Genomic DNA, 20,961 nt, shown 5'->3' on the forward strand with positions numbered 1-20,961 from the left:
TGCCGTTGAGTCAGTAGATGCCGGGGTCAGATCCCTTTCGCGTTGCGAAAGGGATCTGACCCCACTCCCCCATTTGCGCCCGCCCACGCCCCACCTAGAATGGGGCCATGAGCACCCTGACCTTCCGCGCCGCCACGCCGGCCGACATCCCCGCCCTGATCGCCCTCGTCACCTCGGCCTACCGTGGCGACGCCAGCCGCGTTGGCTGGACCACCGAAGCCGACCTGCTGGATGGCGCCCGCATCGACGCCGAAGGCATCCAGGCCGACCTCGACCGCCCGCGCTCGACCATCCTGCTGGCCGAGCGCGAAGGCGTTCTTGTGGCCTGCGCCCACGTTGCCGACGTCGACGGCAACGGCTACTTCGGCATGTTCTCGGTCGATCCGGCCCAGCAGGGCGGCGGGGTCGGCAAGCAGCTGATGGACGCCGCCGAAGCGCACGCCGCACGCGAATGGAAGGTGCCGGTGATGCAGATGACGGTGATCGACGTACGCGACGAACTGATCGCCTTCTACGAGCGCCGCGGCTACCAGCGTACCGGCATCAAGAAGCCGTTCCCGTATGGCGACGAACGCTTCGGAATCCCCAAGCGCGACGACCTGCGCTTCGAGGTCCTGGAAAAGCCACTGGCCGGAGCCGCCGCGTGAGCGATACCTGGACCTTCGTGTGTGCCGGCAACGAGCTGCTGCCCGGTGAAATGAAGAGCGTGTTCGACGAAGTGACCGGCACGCCGATCGTGGTGTTCAACCTCGACGGCGAGCTGTACGCGCTGGAAGACCAGTGCACGCATGAGGAGTTCGAGCTGTCCTCGGGCGAGTTCAACACCGACGAAGGCAGCGTGGAATGCGTGCTGCACGGCGCGCGCTTCGACGTGCGCGATGGCCGCGCCCTGTGCGCCCCGGCCTATACGCCGGTACCCAAGTTCCCGGTGAAGCGCGAACACGACGCCGTCTGGACCCGCGACGACCGCGATTGAAGCGTCCCTGGCCGCCGGCGACTCCGCCCAGGGGTGGAAGCCAGCGGAGCGCGCTGAGAGGCGTTCAGGGGCCTCCCCGGGCCTCCAGACTGCTCGTTCGCCCGCGCATATGCGAATCATTATCGTTGATGTTATCCTACGTAACATCTTCGTAACGACTCCGTCCCCTGCGCCATGGCTTTGCCCGCGCCCGCCGCCACGCTGTGCCAGCTTGCCCGCCATGGGTGGCCGTTGGCTGTGGCCCTGCTGCTGACGCTGCTGCTGGGCTGGTCGGCCCTGCACGAAGGGCGCGATGGACCCGCCACCTACGGCTGGCAGGCACACGCTGAAGATCTTCAGCAGGCTATGCCGATGCCGGCCCCGCCGGCGGACGAGTGCCCGCGCCATGCGGTGCCAGCACCGGAGCCGCCGCTGGATGGCGAGGGCACAACGCCCTGTACCGGACTGGCTCCCCCGCGCGCCGCCCTGGTCGGGCATGTTCCGCTGTGGCGCTCCGATGCCCTGCACTGGCAGCTGCACGATCCCGCACTGCGGTTGAACCCCGGCCACGCACCGCCCGCACCGCACGCCAGCTGAGGCGCCCTGCGGCCATTGCCGTGCGCCTGGAGTCGTCCGCCGCCCAGCCGAGCATCGGCTCGGCTCTACAGAAGACGCCCTCTACATGCCGTCGCGCTGTCTGCGCTTCGGCTCTCGCCCCTTTCCGATCCCAGCCACTACCACCCAAGCCATGACCCACATCACGTCCCGCAAGCGCGCCCCGCGCGTTTCCCTGCTCGCCACCGCCACCCTGGCCGCCGGCTTCGCGCCGTTGGCTGCACAGGCGGCCGACAGCGCTGACGCAGCCTCCTCCCGCAAGGCCACCGACCTGGACAAGGTGCAGGTGCGCGGCAGCTGGTTCAATCCGTCCTCACCGAAGTTCACCGCCGAGCTGCTGGACACCCCGAAGTCGGTGTCGATCGTCTCGGAAAAGCTGATCGCCGAAACCGGTGCGACCAACCTGCAGGATGCGCTGCGCATGGTGCCGGGCATCACCTTCGGTGCCGGCGAAGGCGGCAATCCGACCGGTGATCGCCCCTTCATCCGTGGCTTCGATTCGCAGAGCAACGTCTTCGTCGATGGCCTGCGCGACGTCGGCTCGCAGACCCGCGAGATCTTCGACCTGGAGCAGGTGGAAGTAGTCAAGGGCCCGAGCTCGGCCTACGGCGGCCGTGATTCCGGCGGTGGCAGCCTGAACCTTGTGAGCAAGACGCCGAAGCTGAAGAACGAGACCAGCGCCAGCATGGGCATCGGCACCGACAGCTACGCGCGCGGCACCGTGGACGCCAACTACGTGCTGGGCGATGGCATCGCCGCGCGCCTGAACCTGATGAAGCACGAATCGGACATCGCTGGCCGTGACGCCGCCAATGTCAGCCGCTGGGGTATCGCGCCGTCGATCGCGTTCGGCCTGAAAGGCCCGGCCCAGCTGATCGCCAGCCACTACCACATGCAGAGCGATGACCTGCCGGACGCGGGTGGCTTCCCGTATGGCAACCCGAACGGTGCGCCGGCCTCGAAGTGGGTCGACGGCCGCCCGATGGTGCCGGACCGCAACAACTACTACGGCCTGGTCGACCGTGACTTCCAGCGTACCCGCGCCGACATCAGCACCCTGGATGCCAGCTACGACTTCGGCGGCCACAAGCTGCGCAACATCGCGCGCCTGGGCAACACCAGCAACGACTACCTGTGGACCCAGCCGGACGACAGCCAGGGCAACCCGAACAACTACGGCACCCTGTGGCGCCGGACCAACAGCCGTGCCGTCGACGTCAAGAGCTTCGCCGACCAGCTGGGCCTGACCGGTGCCTTCCAGACCGGTGCGCTCAAGCACAGCTACAGCGCGGGCGTGGAATACAGCGACGAGAAGATGACCCGCGGCAGCTATCTGATGACCCCGGGCACCAGCAACCCGCTCACCGGCAACAGCAAGTGCCCGACCACCGGCGCGGCCACCGGCTACAACTGCACCGATTTCGCCAATCCGAACCCGCGCGATCCGTGGGCGGCCACCCATTCGGTGTACCGCAGCGACAAGGCACTGGACGTAGAGCAGCGCACCAGGACCACCTCGGCCTACGTGTTCGACACCATCGAGCTCAATGAGCAGTGGATGATCAACCTCGGCCTGCGCTACGACGACTTCCGCACCACCCTGACCACCCCGGTGGCCGGCAAGGCACCGACCCGCGTGCGCAACAGCAACGACTTCCTGAACTACCAGGCCGGCGTGGTGTTCAAGCCGGCCGCCAACGGCAGCATCTACCTGTCGTGGGGCACCTCCTCGACTCCGCCGGGCATGGACGGTGGTGATGGTTCGGACGGCCTGAGCGCCGCCGTGGCCGACCTCAAGCCGCAGGATACGAAGAACCTCGAGCTGGGCACCAAGTGGGACCTGTTCGACCAGCGCCTGAACCTCACCGCGGCGATCTTCCACACGGTGATGAACAACGCGCGCGTGACGGTCGACAACGGCACCAGCCAGAATGCCGGCAAGAAGGAAATCAACGGCTTCGAGCTGGGCTTCACCGGCCAGCTGACCGACGCCTGGAGCCTGTACGGCGGCTACACCTACCTGGACTCGGAACTGAAGGACAACGGCTTCGTCTGTGGTGCACCGGTCGGCCGCACCTGCCCGTCCAACGTCTACGTGCCCTCGCCGTACAACGGCAACGTATTCCCGAACACCGCCAAGCACAGCGCCAACCTGTGGACCACCTACCGCTTCCCCATCGGCCTGACCGTCGGTGCCGGTGCGTTCTACTCGGACAAGCAGTACGGTGACGTCGCCAACACCAAGTGGATCGCCAGCTACACCCGCTTCGACGCGATGGCCAGCTACGCGATCCAGGACAACATCAGCCTGCAGCTCAACGTGCAGAACCTGACCGACAAGACCTACTTCACCAAGGCCTATGCCTCGCACTACGCGAGCATCGCCCCGGGTCGCTCGACCACCCTGGCACTGAACGTGAAGTTCTGATGTAGCTTCGCTCCACCACGGCGGCAGGCTCTCCTGCCGCCGTTTTTGTTTCCGGCGATACTCACCCCATGGCAACCCGTACCCCCATCGACAGCGACGCCCTGGCCGAGCTGCTGCAGCACGATCCGCAGGCCGCGTTCGCACGCGTGCGCGACGCTGCGCAGGCTGGGCAGGTCGATGCACAGCTGCTGCTCGCGCAGATGCACATGGAAGGCAAAGGCACCGCACAGGACGCCTCGGCGGCGCTGCTCTGGTACGAAACCGCCGCCAACAACGGCGCGCCGATGGCGATGAACATGCTCGGCCGCTGCCATGAGCTGGGCCACGGCACGGCGGTCAACCTGGCGCTGGCGGCGGTGTGGTACCGGCGCGCGGCCGACACCGGCCTGGACTGGGGCCTGTACAACCTGGCCAACCTGCTGGCCACCGGCCGCGGCATTGCGCAGGACCGCGCGCAGGCACTGGCCCTGTACACCCGTGCCGCGCACCTGGGCCACGCCAAATCGATGAACCTGCTGGCCCGCCACCTCGAAGACGGGCTGGATACCGCACCCGATCCGCAGGCGGCGCTGGCCTGGTACCAGCGCGCGGCCGAGGCCGGTGATTTCCGCGGCCAGGCCAACTACGCCTCGATCCTGCTGCAGGCCGGCCAGGTCGAGCAGGCCGTGCACTGGCTGCGGCTCGCACTGGCGCACGGCAGCCCGGCATTCATGGCGCACATCGTGCCGGAGCTGGCCGCGTCACCGCATCCACAGGTGCGCGCCCTGGTCGCACCGCCGTCCCTCTGAGGAGTCCCGCATGCTGCTGCACATCCCCGACATTCTCAGCGCCGACCAGGTCGCCGACTTCCGCCGCCGCCTCGACGCCGCCGACTGGACCGATGGCCGCGAAACCGTGGGGCATCTGGGCGCACAGGCCAAGCACAACCAGCAGCTGCCCGAGGCTTCGCCGCTGCGCCGCGAACTGGGCGAGATCATCCTCGTCGCGCTGGCCCGGCACCCGCTGTTCTTCAGTGCCGCGCTGCCGCTGAAGTACCTGCCACCACGCTTCAACCGCTACAGCGGTGGCGGCACCTATGGCTACCACGTCGATGGCGCGGTGATGAACCTGGCCAATGGCGAACAGCTGCGTTCGGACATCTCCTGCACCCTGTTCCTGTCGGCGCCGGACGAATACGAAGGCGGCGAGCTGATCATCAGCGATACCTACGGCGAGCACGAAGTGAAGCTGCCGGCCGGCGACCTGGTCGTGTATCCGTCCAGCAGCCTGCACCAGGTGCGGCCGGTCACCCGCGGCGCGCGCGTGGCCTCGTTCTTCTGGGTGCAGAGCATGATCCGCGACGATGTGCAGCGCCGCCTGCTGTGGGAAATGGATGGCGCGATCGAGCGCCTGCGGCAGACCGGCGGCGACGCCGAGGCGGTCCTGCAGCTGACCGGCGTGTACCACAACCTGTTGCGGCGCTGGAGCGAAGTCTGAGCCTTGCCGGGCCGGCCTGCGACATTTTGGCAATCATTCTCATTTGCAACAGCTAACAGCTCTCATTACAATCACGCCCCGTTGATGCCGGCCGCTGCCGGCAGCCACAGGGAACCCCCGCTTGCTGCGCCCGCTTCGCCCTCGCCCACTCATCCATCGCAAGATGGGCACCGCCATGCGCGGCCAGCGTCCTGCGCTGGCCAGCCTGCTGGCGTGGGTGGCAATGCTGGCGTTGCTGCTGGGCACCCTGCCGCTGCTGCCACAGGCCCAGGCCGGAATGGCCGTGCAGATGCCACTGGAAGAACGTGGCGGCGAAACACCCCTGCAGGAAGAGGCGCCGGCCAAGCTGCGCCGCTGCGCCTCCGCTCCGGTGAAGGCGGCCGAGAAGGCACGCCCGCCGTTGCTGCTGGCCAGCCACTGGCTGCGCACTGAGCTCGACCTCGTACCCGCCATGCCGGCCATGCCCGGCGTGCGCCCGGACTGGCCGCTGGCCGCTCCGGACACGCCCTGGGCCGATGCGCCCGGGCGCCGTCAGCAACGCGGCCAGGCGCCGCCGCTCGCCTGATCCACGGCCCGACGTGACCGCCTGCGCGGTCGCGCCTGCACGCCGCTGCCTGCTTCATCCCTGCCGCCCCTGACCGGCCCTTCCGTGCCTGCCGCGCCCTTCGCGCACGGCACCGCGCCACCCTGCATCCTTCGAGGTAACTGCCATGGCCCAGCGCCATCGTGTCCGTTCGTCCCTGTCCCGTACCCTGCTGACCAGCGCCGTGCTGGCGGCTTTCGCCAGCCCCGCCTTCGCCCACGGTGACGCCGCAGGCGCGCCGCAGACGCTGGACAAGGTGGTGGTCACCGCCGCCGGCTTCGAGCAGAAGGTGATCGATGCCCCGGCCAGCATCAGCGTGGTCAGCCGCGAGGAACTGAGCAAGCGCCCGTACACCAGCCTGGTCGATGCGCTGCGCGACGTCGAAGGCATCGACGTCGGCCTGGAAGCGACCGACAAGAACGGCCGCGCCACCGTGTCGCTGCGCGGCCTGCCGTCCGAGTACACCCTGGTGCTGATCGACGGCCGCCGCCAGAGCAATGTCGGCCAGATCTATCCGAACAACTTCGGTGGCGGCCAGTTCGCCTACCTGCCCCCGCTGGACGCGATCGAACGCATCGAAGTCGTGCGCGGGCCGATGTCCACGCTGTACGGTTCGGACGCGATGGGCGGTGTCATCAACATCATCACCCGCCGCAACCAGGACAGCTGGCACGGTTCGGTCAGCCAGGGCTTCACCGTGCAGCAGGACGACCAGTTCGGCGATGCACGCACCACCGACCTCTACCTCAGCGGCCCTTTGCTGAAGGAGCGCCTCAGCCTGGCAGTACGCGGCAGCTACTACGACGCGAAGGCTTCCAACCCGGAATGGGATGCGTTGTCCCTGCCCGACGGCACCCTGTGGGAGCGCAGCATCGGCTTCGGCGGTGGTGGCAAGTCGGTGGCCAACACCAACTGGAACAGCGGCGTGCGGTTGGACGTCCGCATCAACGACGATCACGAACTGTGGCTGGACTACGACGTGTCGCGGCAGAAGTTCGACAACAGCGAAGGCCAGACCGGCACCCTCGACAGCCTGGCCAGCCTGTGGCGCGTCGGCAATGCCGTCATTCCCAACCCGAACGGCAGCGGTACCGTCACCCGTCGCGTGGTGCAGCCGCGCGTGGGCTACACCGCCTACCAGCGCTACGAACGCGACCAGTTGTCGCTGACCCATCAGGGCCGCTACAGCTTCGGTACCTGGCAGACCTCGCTGACCCACAGCAAGAGCAGCAACCTGGGCCGTTCGCTGCCGCTGACCCTGGAAGAGCGCGCCAACCTGCAGACGCTTTGGAATGACGTCTGCCGCCGCACCGGTGCTGCCAACAACTGTGCGGCCGGCCGCGGCAACGCCCTGGTTGCCCTCAACCCGAGCGAGATGGCGCGCCTGCAGGCGTTCCTGCCGCGCCCGCTGCGCACCATGGAACTGGAAGGCTACGTGCTCGACACGATGCTCGACCTGGACTTCGGCGCGCACACGCTGACCGTGGGCGGCCAGTACAACGACACTGACATGGTCGACGGTGTGTTCGGCATGGATGGCGCCGGCTACCGCAGCAACGTCAAGCAGACGCACCGCATGTGGGCGCTGTTCGCCGAGGACAACTGGGCGCTGACCGACACCCTCACCGCCACCTTCGGCCTGCGCTACGACGACCACAACGTATTCGGCAGCCATGTCAGTCCGCGTGGCTACCTGGTGTGGAATGCCAGCGATGCGTGGACCTTCAAGGGCGGCGTCAGCACCGGCTACAAGACCCCGCGTCCGGACCAGCTGTTCCCGGGCATCACCGGCTTCGGTGGCCAAGGCGTGCTGCCACTGGTCGGTTCGCCGAACCTCAAGCCTGAAACCAGCACCAACTACGAACTGGCCGCCTACTATGAAGGCCAGCGCTGGGGCTTCAACGTCACCGGCTTCTTCAACACGTTCGAAGACAAGATCGCCAGCGGCGGCACCTTTGCGAACTGCGAAGTGGCCCGCGCCGGCAGCGGCTACTGCGTGGACATCGGCCCGGGCTGGGCGGCACTGGGCTACAGCACGTTCACCCAGAGCGTGAACATCGACAAGGCCGAGACCCGCGGTGCCGAACTGGCCGCGCATGTCGACCTGCTCGACACCCTGCAGCTGCGCGGCAACTACACCTGGACCAGGAGCGAGCAGACCAGCGGCGCGCAGAAGGGCCTGCCGATCAGCGGCACGATGCCGGCCAGGCACATGGCCAATGCCAGCCTCAACTGGCAGGTCAACGAAGCGATCAGCCTGTCGCTGATCGGCGAAGGCCGCTACGACCGCTACCGCGACACGCTGCTGGACGCCAACGGCGCCAGCCACACCCGCTACTACCAGGACTACACCATCTTCCATCTCGGTGGCAGCTGGAAGGCCACGCCATGGCTGACGGTGAACGCACGGGTCAACAACCTGTTCGACAAGGACTTCGTTTCGCAGTCGTGCCTGCTGATCAGCCAGAGCGAGTTCAACTGCGTGGACAACTACGCGACCAAGGACCAGCGCCGCAGCTACTGGATCTCGTTGAACGCGAAGTTCTGATCGCCGCGCCCGGCCCCGGTGGGTGCCGACCTTGGTCGGCACCGCTTCATCCACGCGTGGCGTGGATCTACCGATCGGTAGTGCCGGCCGCTGGCCGGCAATCGCCCTCCAGCGATACAGAACGACACGCAATTGCGAGCTATTCTCATCAATGATGTAATGGGCAGTCCCCGTCCGCCTCGAACCGTGCCGTGAGCCGTCCTGCCTCTTCCACCGTGGCGCAGCAACAGAACCGTGGCTTCTGGCTGCGGACGCTGCACCAGTGGCACTGGATCAGCTCGGCGGTGTGCCTGATCGGCATGCTGCTGTTCGCGGTGACCGGCCTGACCCTCAACCACGCCGCGAAGATCGAAGCCAAACCCCAGGTGCAGAACCAGCATCTGGAACTGCCGGCCGATCTGCTCGGCCAGCTCGGCACGCGCGAAAACGGCAATGCACCGATTCCGCGCCCGGCCCGGCACTGGCTGGACACGCAGCTGGGCATCGCCATCGGCGGGCGCCCGGCAGAGTGGTCGGCCGAGGAGATCTACCTGTCGCTGCCGCGCCCCGGCGGCGACGCCTGGCTGAGCATCGATCGCGGGACCGGCGCGGTAGAGTACGAATCAACCTCGCGCGGCGCGGTGTCCTACCTCAACGACCTGCACAAGGGCCGCAACGCGGGCCCGGCGTGGGGCTGGTTCCTGGACCTGTTCGCCGTGGCCTGCCTGGTGTTCTGCATCACCGGCCTGTTCCTGCTGCACCTGCATGCACGCCAGCGGCGCATGACCTGGCCGCTGGTCGGCCTCGGCCTGATGATTCCGCTGCTGATCGCCCTGCTGCTGATCCACTGACTTTCCTTCGTTTCCGGAGCCGCCCCATGCGCGTCACCCTGACCATCGCCCTCAGCGGCCTGCTGGCCACCTCGCCGGCGTACGCCACCACCCTCGACATCAACGTCGAAGTGCCCAAGCTCAACGTGGCCGAGTACCACCGCCCGTACGTGGCGGTGTGGCTGGAAGGCGCCGACCAGAAGGTCGCGGCCAACCTGTCGGTCTGGTACCAGCAGACCAGCAACAGCGAAGGCCACGGCACCAAATGGCTGCCGGACCTGCGCCAGTGGTGGCGCAAGAGCGGCCGCACCCTGCAGGTGCCGGTGGACGGCGTGACCGGCCCGACCCGCCCGGCCGGCAAGCACGCGCTGTCGTTCAACGACAGGCAGCCGGCACTGAAGCAACTGGCCCCGGGCAACTACACCCTGGTGGTGGAAGCGGTGCGCGAAGTCGGTGGCCGCGAACTGCTGAAGATCCCCTTCACCTGGCCGGCCACCGCCGCGCAGAACGGCAAGGCGCAGGGCGCCACCGAACTGGGCCAGGTCACCCTCGCCGTCAAACCATAACTGCCTGAGCCGGGGTCGGATCCCTTCCGCAGGAAGGGCTCTGACCCCATCGCCCTATCCCTCGGGGTCAGAGCCCTTTCCGCTGGAAAGGGATCCGACCCCTTCCAACTGGAGTCTTCCGCATGAAGCGCACGCTCGTCCTCGCCGCCGCCCTGGCCGCTGCCCTTCCCTTCTCCGCCCTGGCCCACAAGGCCTGGCTGCTGCCCTCGCAGACCGTGATCGCCGGCAACGCGCCGTGGATCACCGTCGACGGTGCGGTCTCCAACGATCTGTTCTACTTCAACCACGTGCCGCTGCGCCTGGAATCGCTGGTGATCACCGCGCCGGACGGCAGCACCGTGCAGCCGCAGAACGCGTCGACCGGCAAGTACCGCAGCGTGTTCGACATCGAACTGAAGCAGTCGGGCACTTACCGCATCGCGTCGGTCAATGACGGCCTGTTCGCCACGTACGAGCAGAACGGCGAGCGCAAGCGCTGGCGCGGCAGCGCGGCTACCTTCGGTGAACTGCCGAAGGACGCGAAGAAGCTGGAAGTGAGCCAGTCGATCGGCCGCGTGGAGACCTTTGTCACCAACGGTGCGCCGAACGACACCGCGCTGAAGCCGACCAACCGTGGCATCGAGCTGGTCGCCGTCGGCCACCCGAACGACCTGTTCGCCGGCGAGGAAGCCACCTTCCGCGTGCTGGTCGATGGCAAGCCGACCGCCGGCCTGCAGTTCGAGATCGTGCGTGGCGCCACCCGCTACCGCAACGCGCAGGACGAGCTGAAGCTGACCAGCGATGCCAAGGGCGAGATCAAGGTGACCTGGCCGGAAGCCGGCATGTACTGGCTGGAGACCGGCACCGAGGACAACAAGACGTCGGTGAAGCAGGCCGCCAAGCGCCGCCTGAGCTACGTCGCCACGCTGGAAGTGCTGCCGCAGTAATGTGGACCGCGATGCCGGGCATTCCCCGGCATCGCCACCGCAACGCATCACCATGACCGATTCCCATCTCGACATCGCCCGCCTCGGTGGCACCACCATGGGCACCACCTGGAGCGTGTCGCTGGTCGCGTCGCGCCAGCGCGACCTGCACCCGCTGCACGCCGGCATCCAGGCGCGGTTGGACGACGTGGTCGCGCAGATGAGCACCTGGGAGCCCGGCTCGGATCTGAGCCGCTACAACCGCGCCGACGCTGGCCAATGGTGCGTGCTGCCGGCGGAGACCCGCCACGTTGTGACCTGCGCACAGGCCATCGCTGCCGCCAGTGACGGCGCCTTCGATCCCACCATCGGTCCGCTGGTTGCACTGTGGGGCTTCGGTGCACATGCCGGTGAACGCCGCCAGCCCGACGCCGCTACCCTGCAGGCCACCCGTGAGCGTTGCGGTTGGCAGCGCCTGCAGTGGCAGGATGATGCGCTGCTGCAACCGGGCCGGCTGGAACTGGATCTCTCTGCGATCGCCAAGGGCTTCGGCGTCGATCACGTAGCCGCCTGGTTGCGTAGGCAAGGGATTGGGGCGGCGCTGATCGAAGTCGGCGGCGAACTGGCCGGCTACGGCCGCAAACCGGACGGCCAACCGTGGCGCGTGCTGGTGGAATCCGCACCGGAAGAGGATGTGCACACCGAAACCCCGCCACGGGTGCTGGCGCTGGACGGCAAGGCGGTGGCCACTTCGGGCGATCGCTGGCACCAGTACCAGGCCGATGGCGAGGCCTACAGCCACAGCCTCGACCCGCGTACGGGCAGGCCGGTGCAGCAGGTCGCCGCAGCGGTCACCGTCGTGGCCGACGACGCCATGCACGCCGATGCCTGGGCTACCGCACTGACCGTGCTGGGTCGCGAACAGGGCATGGCGCTGGCCGAGCGCGAAGGACTGGCCGCGCGCTACCTGCAACGCACCGCAGACGCCCCGCAGGAATTTCTCAGCAGCGCCTTCCAGCGCCTGCTCGACGGGCAGGACGCATGAGCACTCGGCCATCGCGTGCGTGGCTCGGCAACACACTTGTACTGATCGTACTGGCGCTGATCGCCTGGGCGCTGCTGCGCCTGCACCTCGGCGAAGCCTGGTGGCAGGGCGCACCGCCGGCACGGCAATCGCAGATCGCCATCATCGCCACCGCGCTGTACGCGCTGGCCTGCGCAGCCCTGTGGTGGCGCACTCGTCCGCGCGATGACGCGGCGTCCGCCGATACCGCACCGCTCCTGCTGGTCTGGTCCAGCCAGACCGGCTTTGCCCGCGAACTGGCCGGACGCAGTGCCGAGGCCCTGCGTGGTGCCGGCGTGCCGGTGCGTGTGCGCGGGCTGCATGAGGTCGACGCCGCATTGCTGGCCGACAGCCAGCGCGCGCTGTTCATTGCCAGCACCACCGGCGAAGGCGATCCGCCCGACCACGCCCTGCCGTTCCTGCGCGGGGTGATGGCCACGCCGCCTCCGTTGCAGCATCTGCAGTACGGCGTGCTCGCGCTGGGCGACCGCAGCTATGGCCACTTCTGCGGATTCGGCCACCAGCTGGACCAGTGGCTGCGCCAGCATGGCGCGCACCCGCTGTTCGATGCGATCGAGGTCGACAATGCCGATCCGGCGGCGCTGCGACATTGGCAGCAGTTGCTGGGACAACTTGGCGGAGGCGCCACTGAACTGCCCGACTGGAGCCCGGCCGAGTATCAGCCGTGGACGTTGCTGCAACGCCAGCATCTGAATCCGGGCAGCCCCGGCGGCCCGGTGTACTGGGTGCGCCTGCAGCCACCGCCTGGCGTCGATGTGCAGTGGCAGGCCGGCGACATCGCCGAGATCGGCCCGCAGCACCCACGCCACAGCGCGCGCGCCTGGCTCGATGCACAGGGCTTCAATGCAGACACCATGCTGGATGACGGGCAGGCGTTGCTGGCCCGTATCGAGCGCTCGCATCTGCCCTCGCTGGTTCCCCCGGGTGATCTGCCCGCACTGCTGGCAACCCTGCAACCGCTGCCGCATCGCGAGTACTCGATCGCCTCGGTGATGGCCGACGGCGCGGTGGAGCTGCTGGTGCGCCGCCAACTGCGCGCCGACGGTACACCCGGCATCGGCAGCGGCTGGCTGTGCGACCACGCGCCCATCGGCGAACCGGTGCAACTGCGGCTGCGCCGCAACGACAATTTCCATGGCGTGCCCGCCGATGTACCGCTGCTGCTGATCGGCAACGGCACCGGCATCGCCGGCCTGCGCGCGCACCTGCACGAACGTGCCCAGCGCGGCGCGCGCCGCACCTGGCTGCTGTTCGGCGAGCGCACCGCCGCGCACGACTTCCATTTCGGCGAAGAACTGCAGGCGATGCTGGCCAGCGGCACGCTGGCACGGCTGGATGCAGTGTTCAGCCGCGACGGCGGCGCGCATCGCTATGTGCAGGACCGGCTGCAGGCCGAAGCGGCGACGCTGCGGCAGTGGGTCGATGAAGGCGCGACGATCCTGGTCTGCGGCAGCCTGCAGGGCATGGCCCCGGGCGTGGATGCAGTGATCGAGCGGGTGCTGGGTACCGCAGGCAAGGAAGCGATGCTGCTGGCCGGTCGTTACCGCCGCGATGTGTATTGAACGAACCGTCGGGGTCGGTTCCCTTTCCGCAGGAAAGGGCTCTGACCCCAACCACAGCCGCACCATGACGGCGTGCCCAGGCATGGTGGCAACCGCACAGCAGTAGATCCACGCCATGCGTGGATGGCGCCCACCGGCGCCCAGGAATCATGCCCCCGCCGCGCTCACCCGTATCGCCAACAACTCGCCACCACCGCTGAGCGCATGCCGTTGCCTCTCGCCCGCCGCCAACCACGCGGTGTCTCCCGCCTGCAGCGCCGGCAGGCCACTATCGGCACCGAACTGCGCCTGTCCGGCCAGCAGATGCAGCGCCCACGCAACGCCCGGTTCGCAGAAGAAGAACATCGATCCCACCAGCGGCCGGTGCAGCAGTTCGGCCTGCAGCAGCTCGCGCTTCCACATCAGGTTGAAGTCGTGGGTGGTGCCATCGACCAGTTCACCGTGCAGCGCTTCTTCACCGGCAAAGCGCACCCGCCCGTGCGGCGGCAGCACCTGGGCCACGCGGCCATCCTCGAAACGCAGGCGCACGCCATTGCCCTGCAGCAGCACCAGTTCTCGCTCCACGCCGGGGAAGGTGGAGAACGCAGCGTCCTGCTCGATCTCGGCCACCGACAGGCGCAGCGCCCAGTCATCACCCTGTGCGGGCAGGCGCAGGATCTCGCGGGTCCAGCCAAGTCCATTCCGCCAGCGTTCGCGACGATAGTCCAGGCTGGAAATGACCTGGCTCGGAGTGTGCAACAGGGAGTCGACGTTCATCGGCGCATTGCATCACGCCACGCGCCATCATGCATCACCGCGTAGCGAGCGTGCCCTGGCCACCGCATCCGCCGGCCAGCAGCTGCGAGTGCTTCAGCCAATCCTGGTCAGGGTAGTAAGCAAACACCATCGTGCCGCCACGCAACGCATCGATCAGCGGCTTGGCCACCGAAAGGCGCACCGCCGGGCAACCCAGGCTGCGACCCAAGCGCCCCTGCAGCTGCGCGGTGGCCGGGTTCACGTACGGCGCACCGTGGATGACGATCGCGCGTTCGCGCGCACGGTCGTTGAAGCCCGGCTCCAGCCCGGCCAGGCGCAGCGAATATCCATTACCGCCCATGTAGGTCTCCTGCGCGGTGAACGCGCCGAGGCTGGACATGAAACTCCCATCGCGGTTGGAGAAGTGCTGGGTGCGGTTCTCGCCGCTGTTGCGGCCATGCGCCACCCATTCCTCGAACAGCAGGCGCTGGTGGGCCAGGTCGAACACCCACAGGCGCGGCTCGGTGGACGGCCGCGAATAATCGATCACGCTGAGACGATCACCGTTGATGCCCAGCTCCGGACGCTGCAACGCACAGCGCATGGCGTGCGCCGCCAGCTGCAACACGTGGCGGTCAGCCTTGGGCGCACTGCGCGACAGCAAGGCAGCCAGATCATCAGCGCTGGTGGCAAGGGCGGGCGTCTGTGCCAGCGCCGGGGCGCTGGCCGAGGTCGCCAGCAGGCCGAACGCGGCCAGCCGGCACAGGCGGGATGCAGTCATGGGCACAACGAGGGGACTCAGTTGCCCTTGAGGGTGGACCCTGGCGGCTCGGATTCCAAGACCGGCTGCATTCCGGATTCAGCCGGGCTTGGGCGGACCGCCGGCAACGAGGTCACCAGCAGGGTCGTGCCCGGCACCAGCACCTGGTACAGCTGGCGGGCAAAATCGGCCGGCAGCGCCATTGGCAACGAGGGCGTGGCCAGCAGGTCCGGGGTGGCCTGGGCACGATCCTGGCCCAGCAGCGGATAGGCCGTCCACTGGTGCAGGCGCTGGTTCACGTCCAGCGGGCTGGGCGTATCGCTGTAGCCCTGCCCCATCACGAACAGCGTGGTGCCCTGGAATGCGGGCAGGGCGTCGGCCTTCAGCGGCGACTCGCCGATCATCACGCCATCGCGCAGCACGTACAGGCGCTGGTCATGCAGGCTGACCAGGATGCCGACCTGCCCGGCCGGGGCTGCGCTGTCGTCCCACCAAGCCTGCGCCGGGGCCCCGCCCTCGGTTTCCGGCAAAGCCTGGCCGCGCGCGTTGACCGGGGCCAGCACCGAAGGATAGGCCAGGGTCATCGGCGAACTCTTGGCGTCGGCCACCACCACCGTATCGCCGCGCTGGGTTTCGCTGAACAGCTTCTGCGCGAACGCCTGCGGCAGGCGCACGCAGCCGTGCGAGGCCGGGTGCCCGGGCAGGCTGCCGCCATGCAGGGCGATGCCGTCCCAGGTCAGCCGCTGCATGTAGGGCATCGGCGCGCTGTTGTAGAGGTTGGACTTATGGTCCTTGTCCTTCTGCAGGATGGTGAATACGCCGGTCGGCGTCTCGTGCCCGGCCTTGCCCGAGCTGATCGTGGTCAGGCCGATGGCGATGCCGTTGCGGTAAACGTAGGCACGCTGCTCATCGAGGCTGACCACCAGCACGATCGGGCCGGTCGGCGAGATTTCCGGATGCCACAGGTACTCGCCCGGTTTCAGGTCGGTCGGCCCGCGCACGTCGGCGGTGCTGGCTTCGGCCGCAGGCTTGACTGTCGGCGTCGGCGCAGCGGCATGGGCCAGCAGTGGCAGGGTCAGTGCCAGGGCGAGCATCAGGGTCGTGGGGCGGTGCACAAGCATCCAGCGGGGTCCTTTCCATGCGGAGCGGCCACCGTACACCATCGGCCCGTGGTGGCCACGGCAAAACCAGGCGCCGGAAATGAAATTGCCCGGCGACACAGCCATGTGTCGTACCGGGCAATCGTTACGTCCTTGTCGGCCTGCTGCCGCCCCCTCGCATCCTGCGCTGTGGGGGTAGCGTTGCATCCTGCACGCGGCCGCGTCTGTCCTGTTTGTATCTCAGCCCCTTCCACAGGTCTGTGATGCCACCATCCTGGTGATTGGTGCCGCGTCCTGCGGCGGTCGGTGGTCACGGCCTTCCTGTCCGTGACCGGTGAACCAGCCTCCTGCCGGTTCCGACGATTCCTGCTGTCAGCGCCTGGGTACGGTCCGCACCGGTACCGATCCGGGTACCGGATCCGCCGGCAACAACCTGTTGCCTACGGTGATCCGCTGTCGATTCCGTTCGACGATCGCTTTCCCTATTCCCTTCACCTGCGTCAGGTCCTCGACGCGATGAAACGGGCCGTGTCTGCGCCGGTGCTCGACGATCGCCTCGGCCTTGGCGGCTCCGACCATCGTCAATCCCTGCTGCAGCGCCTGGGCATCGGCGCGGTTGATGTCGATCGGTTCGGCGGCATGCGCCCCAGCGATCCCCACTACCAGCACCAGCGCCCTCAACACGACAAACCAAGGCACGACGTGTATCTCCCTGTGATTCTGGCCGCCCCGACCGGCAATCCCGTCGGCAGGAACAGTGTCCGTCACCACATGTGCACAGCCTATCGGTTTCCCGGATTTCCGTAAGCCAGCCAAATACCCGACGTGATGTAGGAAAAACCCTACCCGCGGCACAGGCGTAGAATGGCCGGATCAGCCCATGCAACCGGAGTTTCAGATGGACAGCGCCAAGCTCGGCCAATTCGTCAATGACAAGTGGGACAGCGAAATCGTCCCGCAGTTGGTCGACTACATCCGCATTCCCAACAAGTCGCCGATGTTCGACGCCAATTGGGTGCAGAACGGCTACATGGAACAGGCGGTCACCCTGATGGAGAACTGGGCCAAGGCCCAGCAGCTGCCCGGCCTGAAGGTTGAGGTGGTGCGCCTGGAAGGCCGTACCCCGCTGATCTTCCTGGAAATTCCGGCTACCGGCGCCGAAACCGGCGACGACACCATCCTGCTCTATGGCCACCTGGACAAGCAGCCGGAAATGACCGGCTGGGACGACGACCTCGGCCCGTGGACCCCGGTCCTGCGCGGCGACAAGCTGTATGGCCGCGGCGGTGCGGACGACGGCTACGCGATCTTCGGCTCGCTGGCTGCGGTACTGGCACTGCAGGCCCAGGGCCTGCCGCACGCCCGCTGCGTGGTGCTGATCGAAGCGTGTGAAGAGTCCGGCAGCTATGACCTGCCGGCCTACGTCGACCACCTGGCCGACCGCATCGGCAAGCCGTCGCTGGTGGTCTGCCTGGATTCGGGCTGCGCCAACTACGACCAGCTGTGGTGCACCACCTCGCTGCGCGGCCTGACCGGCGGCAATTTCACCGTGAAGGTGCTCAACGAAGGCGTGCATTCCGGCGATGCCTCCGGCGTGATCCCGTCCAGCTTCCGCCTGCTGCGCCAGATCCTTTCGCGCATCGAGGACCAGGACACCGGCCGCATCCTGATCGACGGCATGAACGTGGAGATCCCGGCCGAGCGCCTGGAACAGGCCAAGCGTGCCGCCGAAGTGGTGGATACCGAGATCTTCGAGAAGTTCCCGATGGTCGACGGCCTGCGCCCCATGAACGAGGACCTGACCGAGCTGGTGCTCAACCGCACCTGGCGCCCGGCGCTGTCGGTCACCGGCGTCGGTGGCATGCCGCCGCTGGAATCGGCCGGCAACGTGCTGCGTCCGCAGACCTCGGTGAAGCTGTCGCTGCGCCTGCCGCCGACCGCCGATGGCAAGACCTGCGGCGAGCTGCTGAAGGAAGCACTGCTGCGCGACCCGCCGAACGGCGCGCAGGTCACCCTGGACCTGGAAAAGGCCTCCACCGGCTGGAATGCCCCGGCGATGGCGCCGTGGCTGACCCAGGCCATCGACGACGCCAGCCAGGCCTTCTTCGGCAAGCCGGCGATGTACATGGGCGAAGGCGGCTCGATCCCGTTCATGGGCATGCTGGGCGAGAAGTTCCCGGGCGCGCAGTTCATGATCACCGGCGTGCTCGGCCCGCACTCCAATGCGCATGGCCCGAACGAGTTCCTGCACATCCCGATGGGCAAGAAGGTCACCGCCTGCGTGTCCAAGGTGATCAGCGAGCACTACGCCGCCAGCCTGCGCGGCGAGACCAGCGGCTCGCCGGTGGCTGCCGACAGCGGCACCCGCCACGGCGACCACGGCTGCTGCTGATCCGGCACTCGTGACGGACGCAGCCTGGCCTTGCTAGGCTGCGTCCACACTCAAGCGGAATCCGCGCGCATGAATGGTCTGTTCGGCAGCAGCAGCTGGCTGTACATCCTGCTGGTCGGCTTCTTCGTCGGCCTGCTCGGGCGTTTCTTCATGCCCGGCAACAACCGCATGGGCTGCCTGCTGACCATCGTGCTGGGCATCCTTGGTGCCCTGCTGGCCGGTTGGTTCGGCCAGTACATGGGCTGGTACGCCCCCGGCGAACCGGCCGGTTTCCTCGGCGCGGTGGTGGGCGCGGTGGCCGTGCTGGCCGTCCTGCGCCTGTTCAGCGGTCGCCGCTGACGCCGCTCCCCCTTCCCTTCCTGTTGCCGACGTTGGCGCGCCCGGCGCGCCCGGATATGCCCGCATGACCGAACCCGCCTCCGATCCCCAGCGCAGCGCGCAGCGCCTGCAGTGGGCCCGTACCCAGCTCGATGATGCCAACGCGGTGGTCGAACGCGCTTCGGTTGACGCCGGCATGCGCAGCTACTGGCGCGCCACCAGCACGCGCGGCAGCCACATCGTGATGGACGCCCCGCCGGGGCTGGAAGATCCGCGGCCGTGGCTGCGCATGCGCGGCCTGCTGCACGACAACGGTCTGCGCGTGCCCATGCTGCTCGCGCAGGACCTGGATGCCGGCTTCCTGCTGCTGGAAGATCTCGGCGGCCCGACCTTGGCCAGGATCCTCGACGAGCGCAACGCTGACGAATGGTTCGGTCGTTCGATCGAGCAGCTGCTGCGCCTGCAGGCGATCCCGGTGCCGGCCGACTTCGGCCAGTTCGGCGAAGCACTGCTGCAGCGCGATGCCGGCCTGTTCGACGAATGGTTCCTGCAGCGCCACCTGAACCTTGAACTCGACTGCGGCGAGATCGAAGGCCTGCAGCTGGTGCATCGCCGCCTGATGGACAACGCGCTGGGCCAGGCCCAGCTGATGACCCATCGCGACTACATGCCGCGCAACCTGATGCCGGTCGACGATGGCCCCGCAGTGCTGGATTTCCAGGACCTGGTGCGCGGCCCGATCGCCTACGATGCGGTGAGCCTGTTCAAGGACGCCTTCCTGAGCTGGCCACTGCAACGCGTGGACGAATGGCTGGCGCAGTATCACGAGCGCGCCCGCGACACCGGCCTGCCGGTGCCCGACCGCGCCACCTTCCTGCGCGATGCCGACTGGATGGGCATCCAGCGCCACGTGAAGATCCTGGGCCTGTTCTGCCGGCTGCGTTACCGCGACAACAAGGGCCATTACCTCGACGACGCACCGCGCTTCATCACCTATCTGGATGAAGTGCTGCCGCGCTACCGCGAGCTGGCACCGCTGCAGCAGCTGCTGGACGACCGCATCAAGCCGGCGCTGGCCGAGCTGGGTGCACCGATGCGCGTGGCCCGATGAAGGCACTGGTCTTTGCCGCCGGCCTCGGCGAGCGCATGCGCCCTTTGACCCTGCACACGCCCAAGCCGCTGCTGGAAGTAGCTGGCAAGCCGTTGATCGTCTGGCACCTGGAACGCCTGGCCGCACTCGGCGTGCGCGAGGTGGTGGTCAACACCGCATGGTTGGCCGAACAGTTCCCGGCGACGCTTGGCGATGGCAGCCAGTGGGGCCTGCGCCTGCATTTCCTGTACGAAGGGCAGACCCCGCTGGAAACCGGCGGCGGCATCCTCAACGCCCTGCCGGTGCTGGGCGATGCCCCGTTCCTGGTAGTGAACGGCGACATCTGGACCGATTTCGATTTCGCCACGCTGCCGCGCGAGCCGCAGGGCCAGGCGCACCTGGTGCTGGTCGACAATCCGGTTCAGCACCCGAATGGTGACTACCGCCTGGATGCACAGGGGTTCCTGCACCACGACCGCGAAGGACCATGCCTGACCTATGCCGGCATCGGCGTGTACCGTCCTTCGATCGTGGCCGACTGGCGCGCGGTGATCGGCGATGCGCCGGGCAGCGAGCGGCTGCCACCGAAGTTCTCGGTGGTGCCGCTGCAGAAGCACTTCATGGGGCAGGGGTTGATGACCGGGCAGCACCATCGCGGGCGCTGGACCGACGTCGGCACGGTGGATCGCCTGCGCGCGCTGGATGCGGAGTTGGCGGCGAACGGCTGAGCCCCTCGTGGTTGGTCGCGTAGAGCGGATCGCGTGCTTGGCCGGGCGGGTGGGCCATGCAGGGGACGCTGCAAGTACCCCTCCGGGGCCCGGCCCAGCCGCTGGCGGCTGTACGTTCAGGCGCTTGCGAAGCAGTGCTTCGCAAGCAAAGCGCCCTCACCCCTGTAAGCTCGATGGCGCCATCCATGGCGCCAACGCCCCTGCATGGCCCACCCGCCCGGCCTCTGACAGTTTCCGTGCGCGTCCAGCCACGGAAGAAAGAAAGAAAAGCAAAAGCGGGTCGCTTCGCTGCGCTTGCTCGGGTGTC

21 protein-coding genes are annotated in these 20,961 nt (G+C 67.7%); 17 read left to right on the top strand and 4 right to left on the bottom strand.

From position 1 onward, the window contains the following. The first annotated feature begins 107 nt into the window (after positions 1 to 107). The 13 genes from E5790_RS04545 (at position 108) to E5790_RS04605 (ending at position 13,531) form a co-directional block, all read left to right on the top strand. Positions 108 to 647 carry a GNAT family N-acetyltransferase gene (locus tag E5790_RS04545; protein ID WP_069117492.1) on the top strand — a complete coding sequence of 180 codons (540 nt, stop codon included), beginning with the start codon at positions 108 to 110 and terminating at the stop codon, positions 645 to 647. Then, positions 644 to 976 (top strand): non-heme iron oxygenase ferredoxin subunit, encoded by a 333-nt coding sequence (locus E5790_RS04550; RefSeq protein ID WP_014646265.1) that lies wholly within the window; start codon positions 644 to 646, stop codon positions 974 to 976. The genes E5790_RS04545 and E5790_RS04550 overlap by 4 nt, the downstream gene beginning before the upstream one ends. Positions 977 to 1,150: 174 nt before the next feature. Continuing rightward, positions 1,151 to 1,552 carry a hypothetical protein gene (locus E5790_RS04555; protein WP_111205818.1) on the top strand — a complete coding sequence of 134 codons (402 nt, stop codon included), beginning with the start codon at positions 1,151 to 1,153 and terminating at the stop codon, positions 1,550 to 1,552. Between the two features lie 151 nt (positions 1,553 to 1,703). Further along, positions 1,704 to 3,998 carry a TonB-dependent receptor gene (locus E5790_RS04560; RefSeq protein WP_111205817.1) on the top strand — a complete coding sequence of 765 codons (2,295 nt, stop codon included), beginning with the start codon at positions 1,704 to 1,706 and terminating at the stop codon, positions 3,996 to 3,998. A 68-nt stretch (positions 3,999 to 4,066) separates the two neighbouring features. Continuing rightward, on the top strand, positions 4,067 to 4,786 hold the full coding sequence (locus E5790_RS04565; RefSeq protein ID WP_014646262.1) for a tetratricopeptide repeat protein: 720 nt from the start codon (positions 4,067 to 4,069) through the stop codon (positions 4,784 to 4,786). A gap of 10 nt (positions 4,787 to 4,796) precedes the next feature. Continuing rightward, complete coding sequence (locus E5790_RS04570) at positions 4,797 to 5,474, top strand: Fe2+-dependent dioxygenase (protein WP_032957365.1); 678 nt, start codon at positions 4,797 to 4,799, stop codon at positions 5,472 to 5,474. Positions 5,475 to 5,637: 163 nt separating this feature from the next. Further along, on the top strand, positions 5,638 to 6,039 hold the full coding sequence (locus E5790_RS04575; RefSeq protein WP_075077025.1) for a hypothetical protein: 402 nt from the start codon (positions 5,638 to 5,640) through the stop codon (positions 6,037 to 6,039). 145 nt (positions 6,040 to 6,184) lie between these two features. Next, positions 6,185 to 8,605 carry a TonB-dependent receptor gene (locus tag E5790_RS04580; protein ID WP_111205816.1) on the top strand — a complete coding sequence of 807 codons (2,421 nt, stop codon included), beginning with the start codon at positions 6,185 to 6,187 and terminating at the stop codon, positions 8,603 to 8,605. Positions 8,606 to 8,796: 191 nt separating this feature from the next. Then, positions 8,797 to 9,435, top strand: a complete 639-nt coding sequence (locus E5790_RS04585; protein ID WP_014646258.1) for a PepSY-associated TM helix domain-containing protein — start codon at positions 8,797 to 8,799, stop codon at positions 9,433 to 9,435. A 26-nt stretch (positions 9,436 to 9,461) separates the two neighbouring features. After that, positions 9,462 to 9,980, top strand: a complete 519-nt coding sequence (locus E5790_RS04590) for a DUF2271 domain-containing protein (RefSeq protein WP_005408420.1) — start codon at positions 9,462 to 9,464, stop codon at positions 9,978 to 9,980. Positions 9,981 to 10,102: 122 nt separating this feature from the next. Beyond that, a complete protein-coding gene (locus E5790_RS04595; RefSeq protein WP_014646257.1) occupies positions 10,103 to 10,906 on the top strand; it encodes a DUF4198 domain-containing protein in 804 nt (267 codons plus the stop codon). Between the two features lie 52 nt (positions 10,907 to 10,958). Next, a complete protein-coding gene (locus E5790_RS04600; RefSeq protein ID WP_041864081.1) occupies positions 10,959 to 11,930 on the top strand; it encodes an FAD:protein FMN transferase in 972 nt (323 codons plus the stop codon). Beyond that, complete coding sequence (locus tag E5790_RS04605; RefSeq protein ID WP_049441067.1) at positions 11,927 to 13,531, top strand: sulfite reductase subunit alpha; 1,605 nt, start codon at positions 11,927 to 11,929, stop codon at positions 13,529 to 13,531. Before E5790_RS04600 ends, E5790_RS04605 begins: the two co-directional genes overlap by 4 nt. Before the next feature lie 147 nt (positions 13,532 to 13,678). Here the strand turns inward: E5790_RS04605 and E5790_RS04610 are convergent, their stop codons facing one another. The 4 genes from E5790_RS04610 to E5790_RS04625 form a co-directional block, all read right to left on the bottom strand. Next, complete coding sequence (locus E5790_RS04610; protein ID WP_049441065.1) at positions 13,679 to 14,287, bottom strand: HutD family protein; 609 nt, start codon at positions 14,285 to 14,287, stop codon at positions 13,679 to 13,681. Between the two features lie 34 nt (positions 14,288 to 14,321). Further along, positions 14,322 to 15,047 carry a murein L,D-transpeptidase catalytic domain family protein gene (locus E5790_RS04615; protein WP_032957373.1) on the bottom strand — a complete coding sequence of 242 codons (726 nt, stop codon included), beginning with the start codon at positions 15,045 to 15,047 and terminating at the stop codon, positions 14,322 to 14,324. 17 nt (positions 15,048 to 15,064) lie between these two features. After that, positions 15,065 to 16,147, bottom strand: a complete 1,083-nt coding sequence (locus E5790_RS04620) for a L,D-transpeptidase (RefSeq protein WP_111205815.1) — start codon at positions 16,145 to 16,147, stop codon at positions 15,065 to 15,067. A 351-nt stretch (positions 16,148 to 16,498) separates the two neighbouring features. Then, the gene (locus tag E5790_RS04625; RefSeq protein WP_014036262.1) at positions 16,499 to 16,825 is read right to left on the bottom strand and encodes a helix-hairpin-helix domain-containing protein; all 327 of its coding nucleotides are present in this window, start codon (positions 16,823 to 16,825) and stop codon (positions 16,499 to 16,501) included. A gap of 199 nt (positions 16,826 to 17,024) precedes the next feature. Here E5790_RS04625 and E5790_RS04630 point away from each other — a divergent pair, with 199 nt between their 5' ends. The 4 genes from E5790_RS04630 (at position 17,025) to murU (ending at position 20,654) form a co-directional block, all read left to right on the top strand. Then, positions 17,025 to 18,518, top strand: coding sequence for a M20 family metallopeptidase (locus E5790_RS04630; protein ID WP_032957377.1), 1,494 nt, complete (start codon positions 17,025 to 17,027; stop codon positions 18,516 to 18,518). Between the two features lie 69 nt (positions 18,519 to 18,587). Next, positions 18,588 to 18,857: a GlsB/YeaQ/YmgE family stress response membrane protein gene (locus tag E5790_RS04635; RefSeq protein ID WP_005415577.1), complete on the top strand. Its 270-nt coding sequence runs from the start codon at positions 18,588 to 18,590 to the stop codon at positions 18,855 to 18,857. 64 nt (positions 18,858 to 18,921) lie between these two features. Further along, on the top strand, positions 18,922 to 19,947 hold the full coding sequence (locus E5790_RS04640) for a phosphotransferase (RefSeq protein WP_111205814.1): 1,026 nt from the start codon (positions 18,922 to 18,924) through the stop codon (positions 19,945 to 19,947). After that, entirely contained in the window at positions 19,944 to 20,654 is a 711-nt protein-coding gene (gene murU / locus E5790_RS04645; RefSeq protein ID WP_111205813.1) for an N-acetylmuramate alpha-1-phosphate uridylyltransferase MurU, read from the top strand. The genes E5790_RS04640 and murU overlap by 4 nt, the downstream gene beginning before the upstream one ends. Positions 20,655 to 20,961: the final 307 nt, after the last annotated feature.

The sequence above is a fragment of the Stenotrophomonas sp. PAMC25021 genome (assembly GCF_004795795.1).
Lineage (GTDB): Bacteria > Pseudomonadota > Gammaproteobacteria > Xanthomonadales > Xanthomonadaceae > Stenotrophomonas > Stenotrophomonas muris.

Bases quoted from the DNA above. Each gene is read 5' to 3' on its own strand.
- E5790_RS04545 (WP_069117492.1), top strand. From the start codon at position 108: ATGAGCACCCTGACCTTCCGCGCCGCCACGCCGGCCGACATCCCCGCC.
- E5790_RS04555 (WP_111205818.1), top strand. From the start codon at position 1,151: ATGGCTTTGCCCGCGCCCGCCGCCACGCTGTGCCAGCTTGCCCGCCAT.
- E5790_RS04560 (WP_111205817.1), top strand. From the start codon at position 1,704: ATGACCCACATCACGTCCCGCAAGCGCGCCCCGCGCGTTTCCCTGCTC.
- E5790_RS04565 (WP_014646262.1), top strand. From the start codon at position 4,067: ATGGCAACCCGTACCCCCATCGACAGCGACGCCCTGGCCGAGCTGCTG.
- E5790_RS04570 (WP_032957365.1), top strand. From the start codon at position 4,797: ATGCTGCTGCACATCCCCGACATTCTCAGCGCCGACCAGGTCGCCGAC.
- E5790_RS04575 (WP_075077025.1), top strand. From the start codon at position 5,638: ATGGGCACCGCCATGCGCGGCCAGCGTCCTGCGCTGGCCAGCCTGCTG.
- E5790_RS04580 (WP_111205816.1), top strand. From the start codon at position 6,185: ATGGCCCAGCGCCATCGTGTCCGTTCGTCCCTGTCCCGTACCCTGCTG.
- E5790_RS04590 (WP_005408420.1), top strand. From the start codon at position 9,462: ATGCGCGTCACCCTGACCATCGCCCTCAGCGGCCTGCTGGCCACCTCG.
- E5790_RS04595 (WP_014646257.1), top strand. From the start codon at position 10,103: ATGAAGCGCACGCTCGTCCTCGCCGCCGCCCTGGCCGCTGCCCTTCCC.
- E5790_RS04600 (WP_041864081.1), top strand. From the start codon at position 10,959: ATGACCGATTCCCATCTCGACATCGCCCGCCTCGGTGGCACCACCATG.
- E5790_RS04605 (WP_049441067.1), top strand. From the start codon at position 11,927: ATGAGCACTCGGCCATCGCGTGCGTGGCTCGGCAACACACTTGTACTG.
- E5790_RS04610 (WP_049441065.1), bottom strand. From the start codon at position 14,287: ATGAACGTCGACTCCCTGTTGCACACTCCGAGCCAGGTCATTTCCAGC.
- E5790_RS04615 (WP_032957373.1), bottom strand. From the start codon at position 15,047: ATGACTGCATCCCGCCTGTGCCGGCTGGCCGCGTTCGGCCTGCTGGCG.
- E5790_RS04620 (WP_111205815.1), bottom strand. From the start codon at position 16,147: ATGCTTGTGCACCGCCCCACGACCCTGATGCTCGCCCTGGCACTGACC.
- E5790_RS04630 (WP_032957377.1), top strand. From the start codon at position 17,025: ATGGACAGCGCCAAGCTCGGCCAATTCGTCAATGACAAGTGGGACAGC.
- E5790_RS04635 (WP_005415577.1), top strand. From the start codon at position 18,588: ATGAATGGTCTGTTCGGCAGCAGCAGCTGGCTGTACATCCTGCTGGTC.
- E5790_RS04640 (WP_111205814.1), top strand. From the start codon at position 18,922: ATGACCGAACCCGCCTCCGATCCCCAGCGCAGCGCGCAGCGCCTGCAG.
- murU (WP_111205813.1), top strand. From the start codon at position 19,944: ATGAAGGCACTGGTCTTTGCCGCCGGCCTCGGCGAGCGCATGCGCCCT.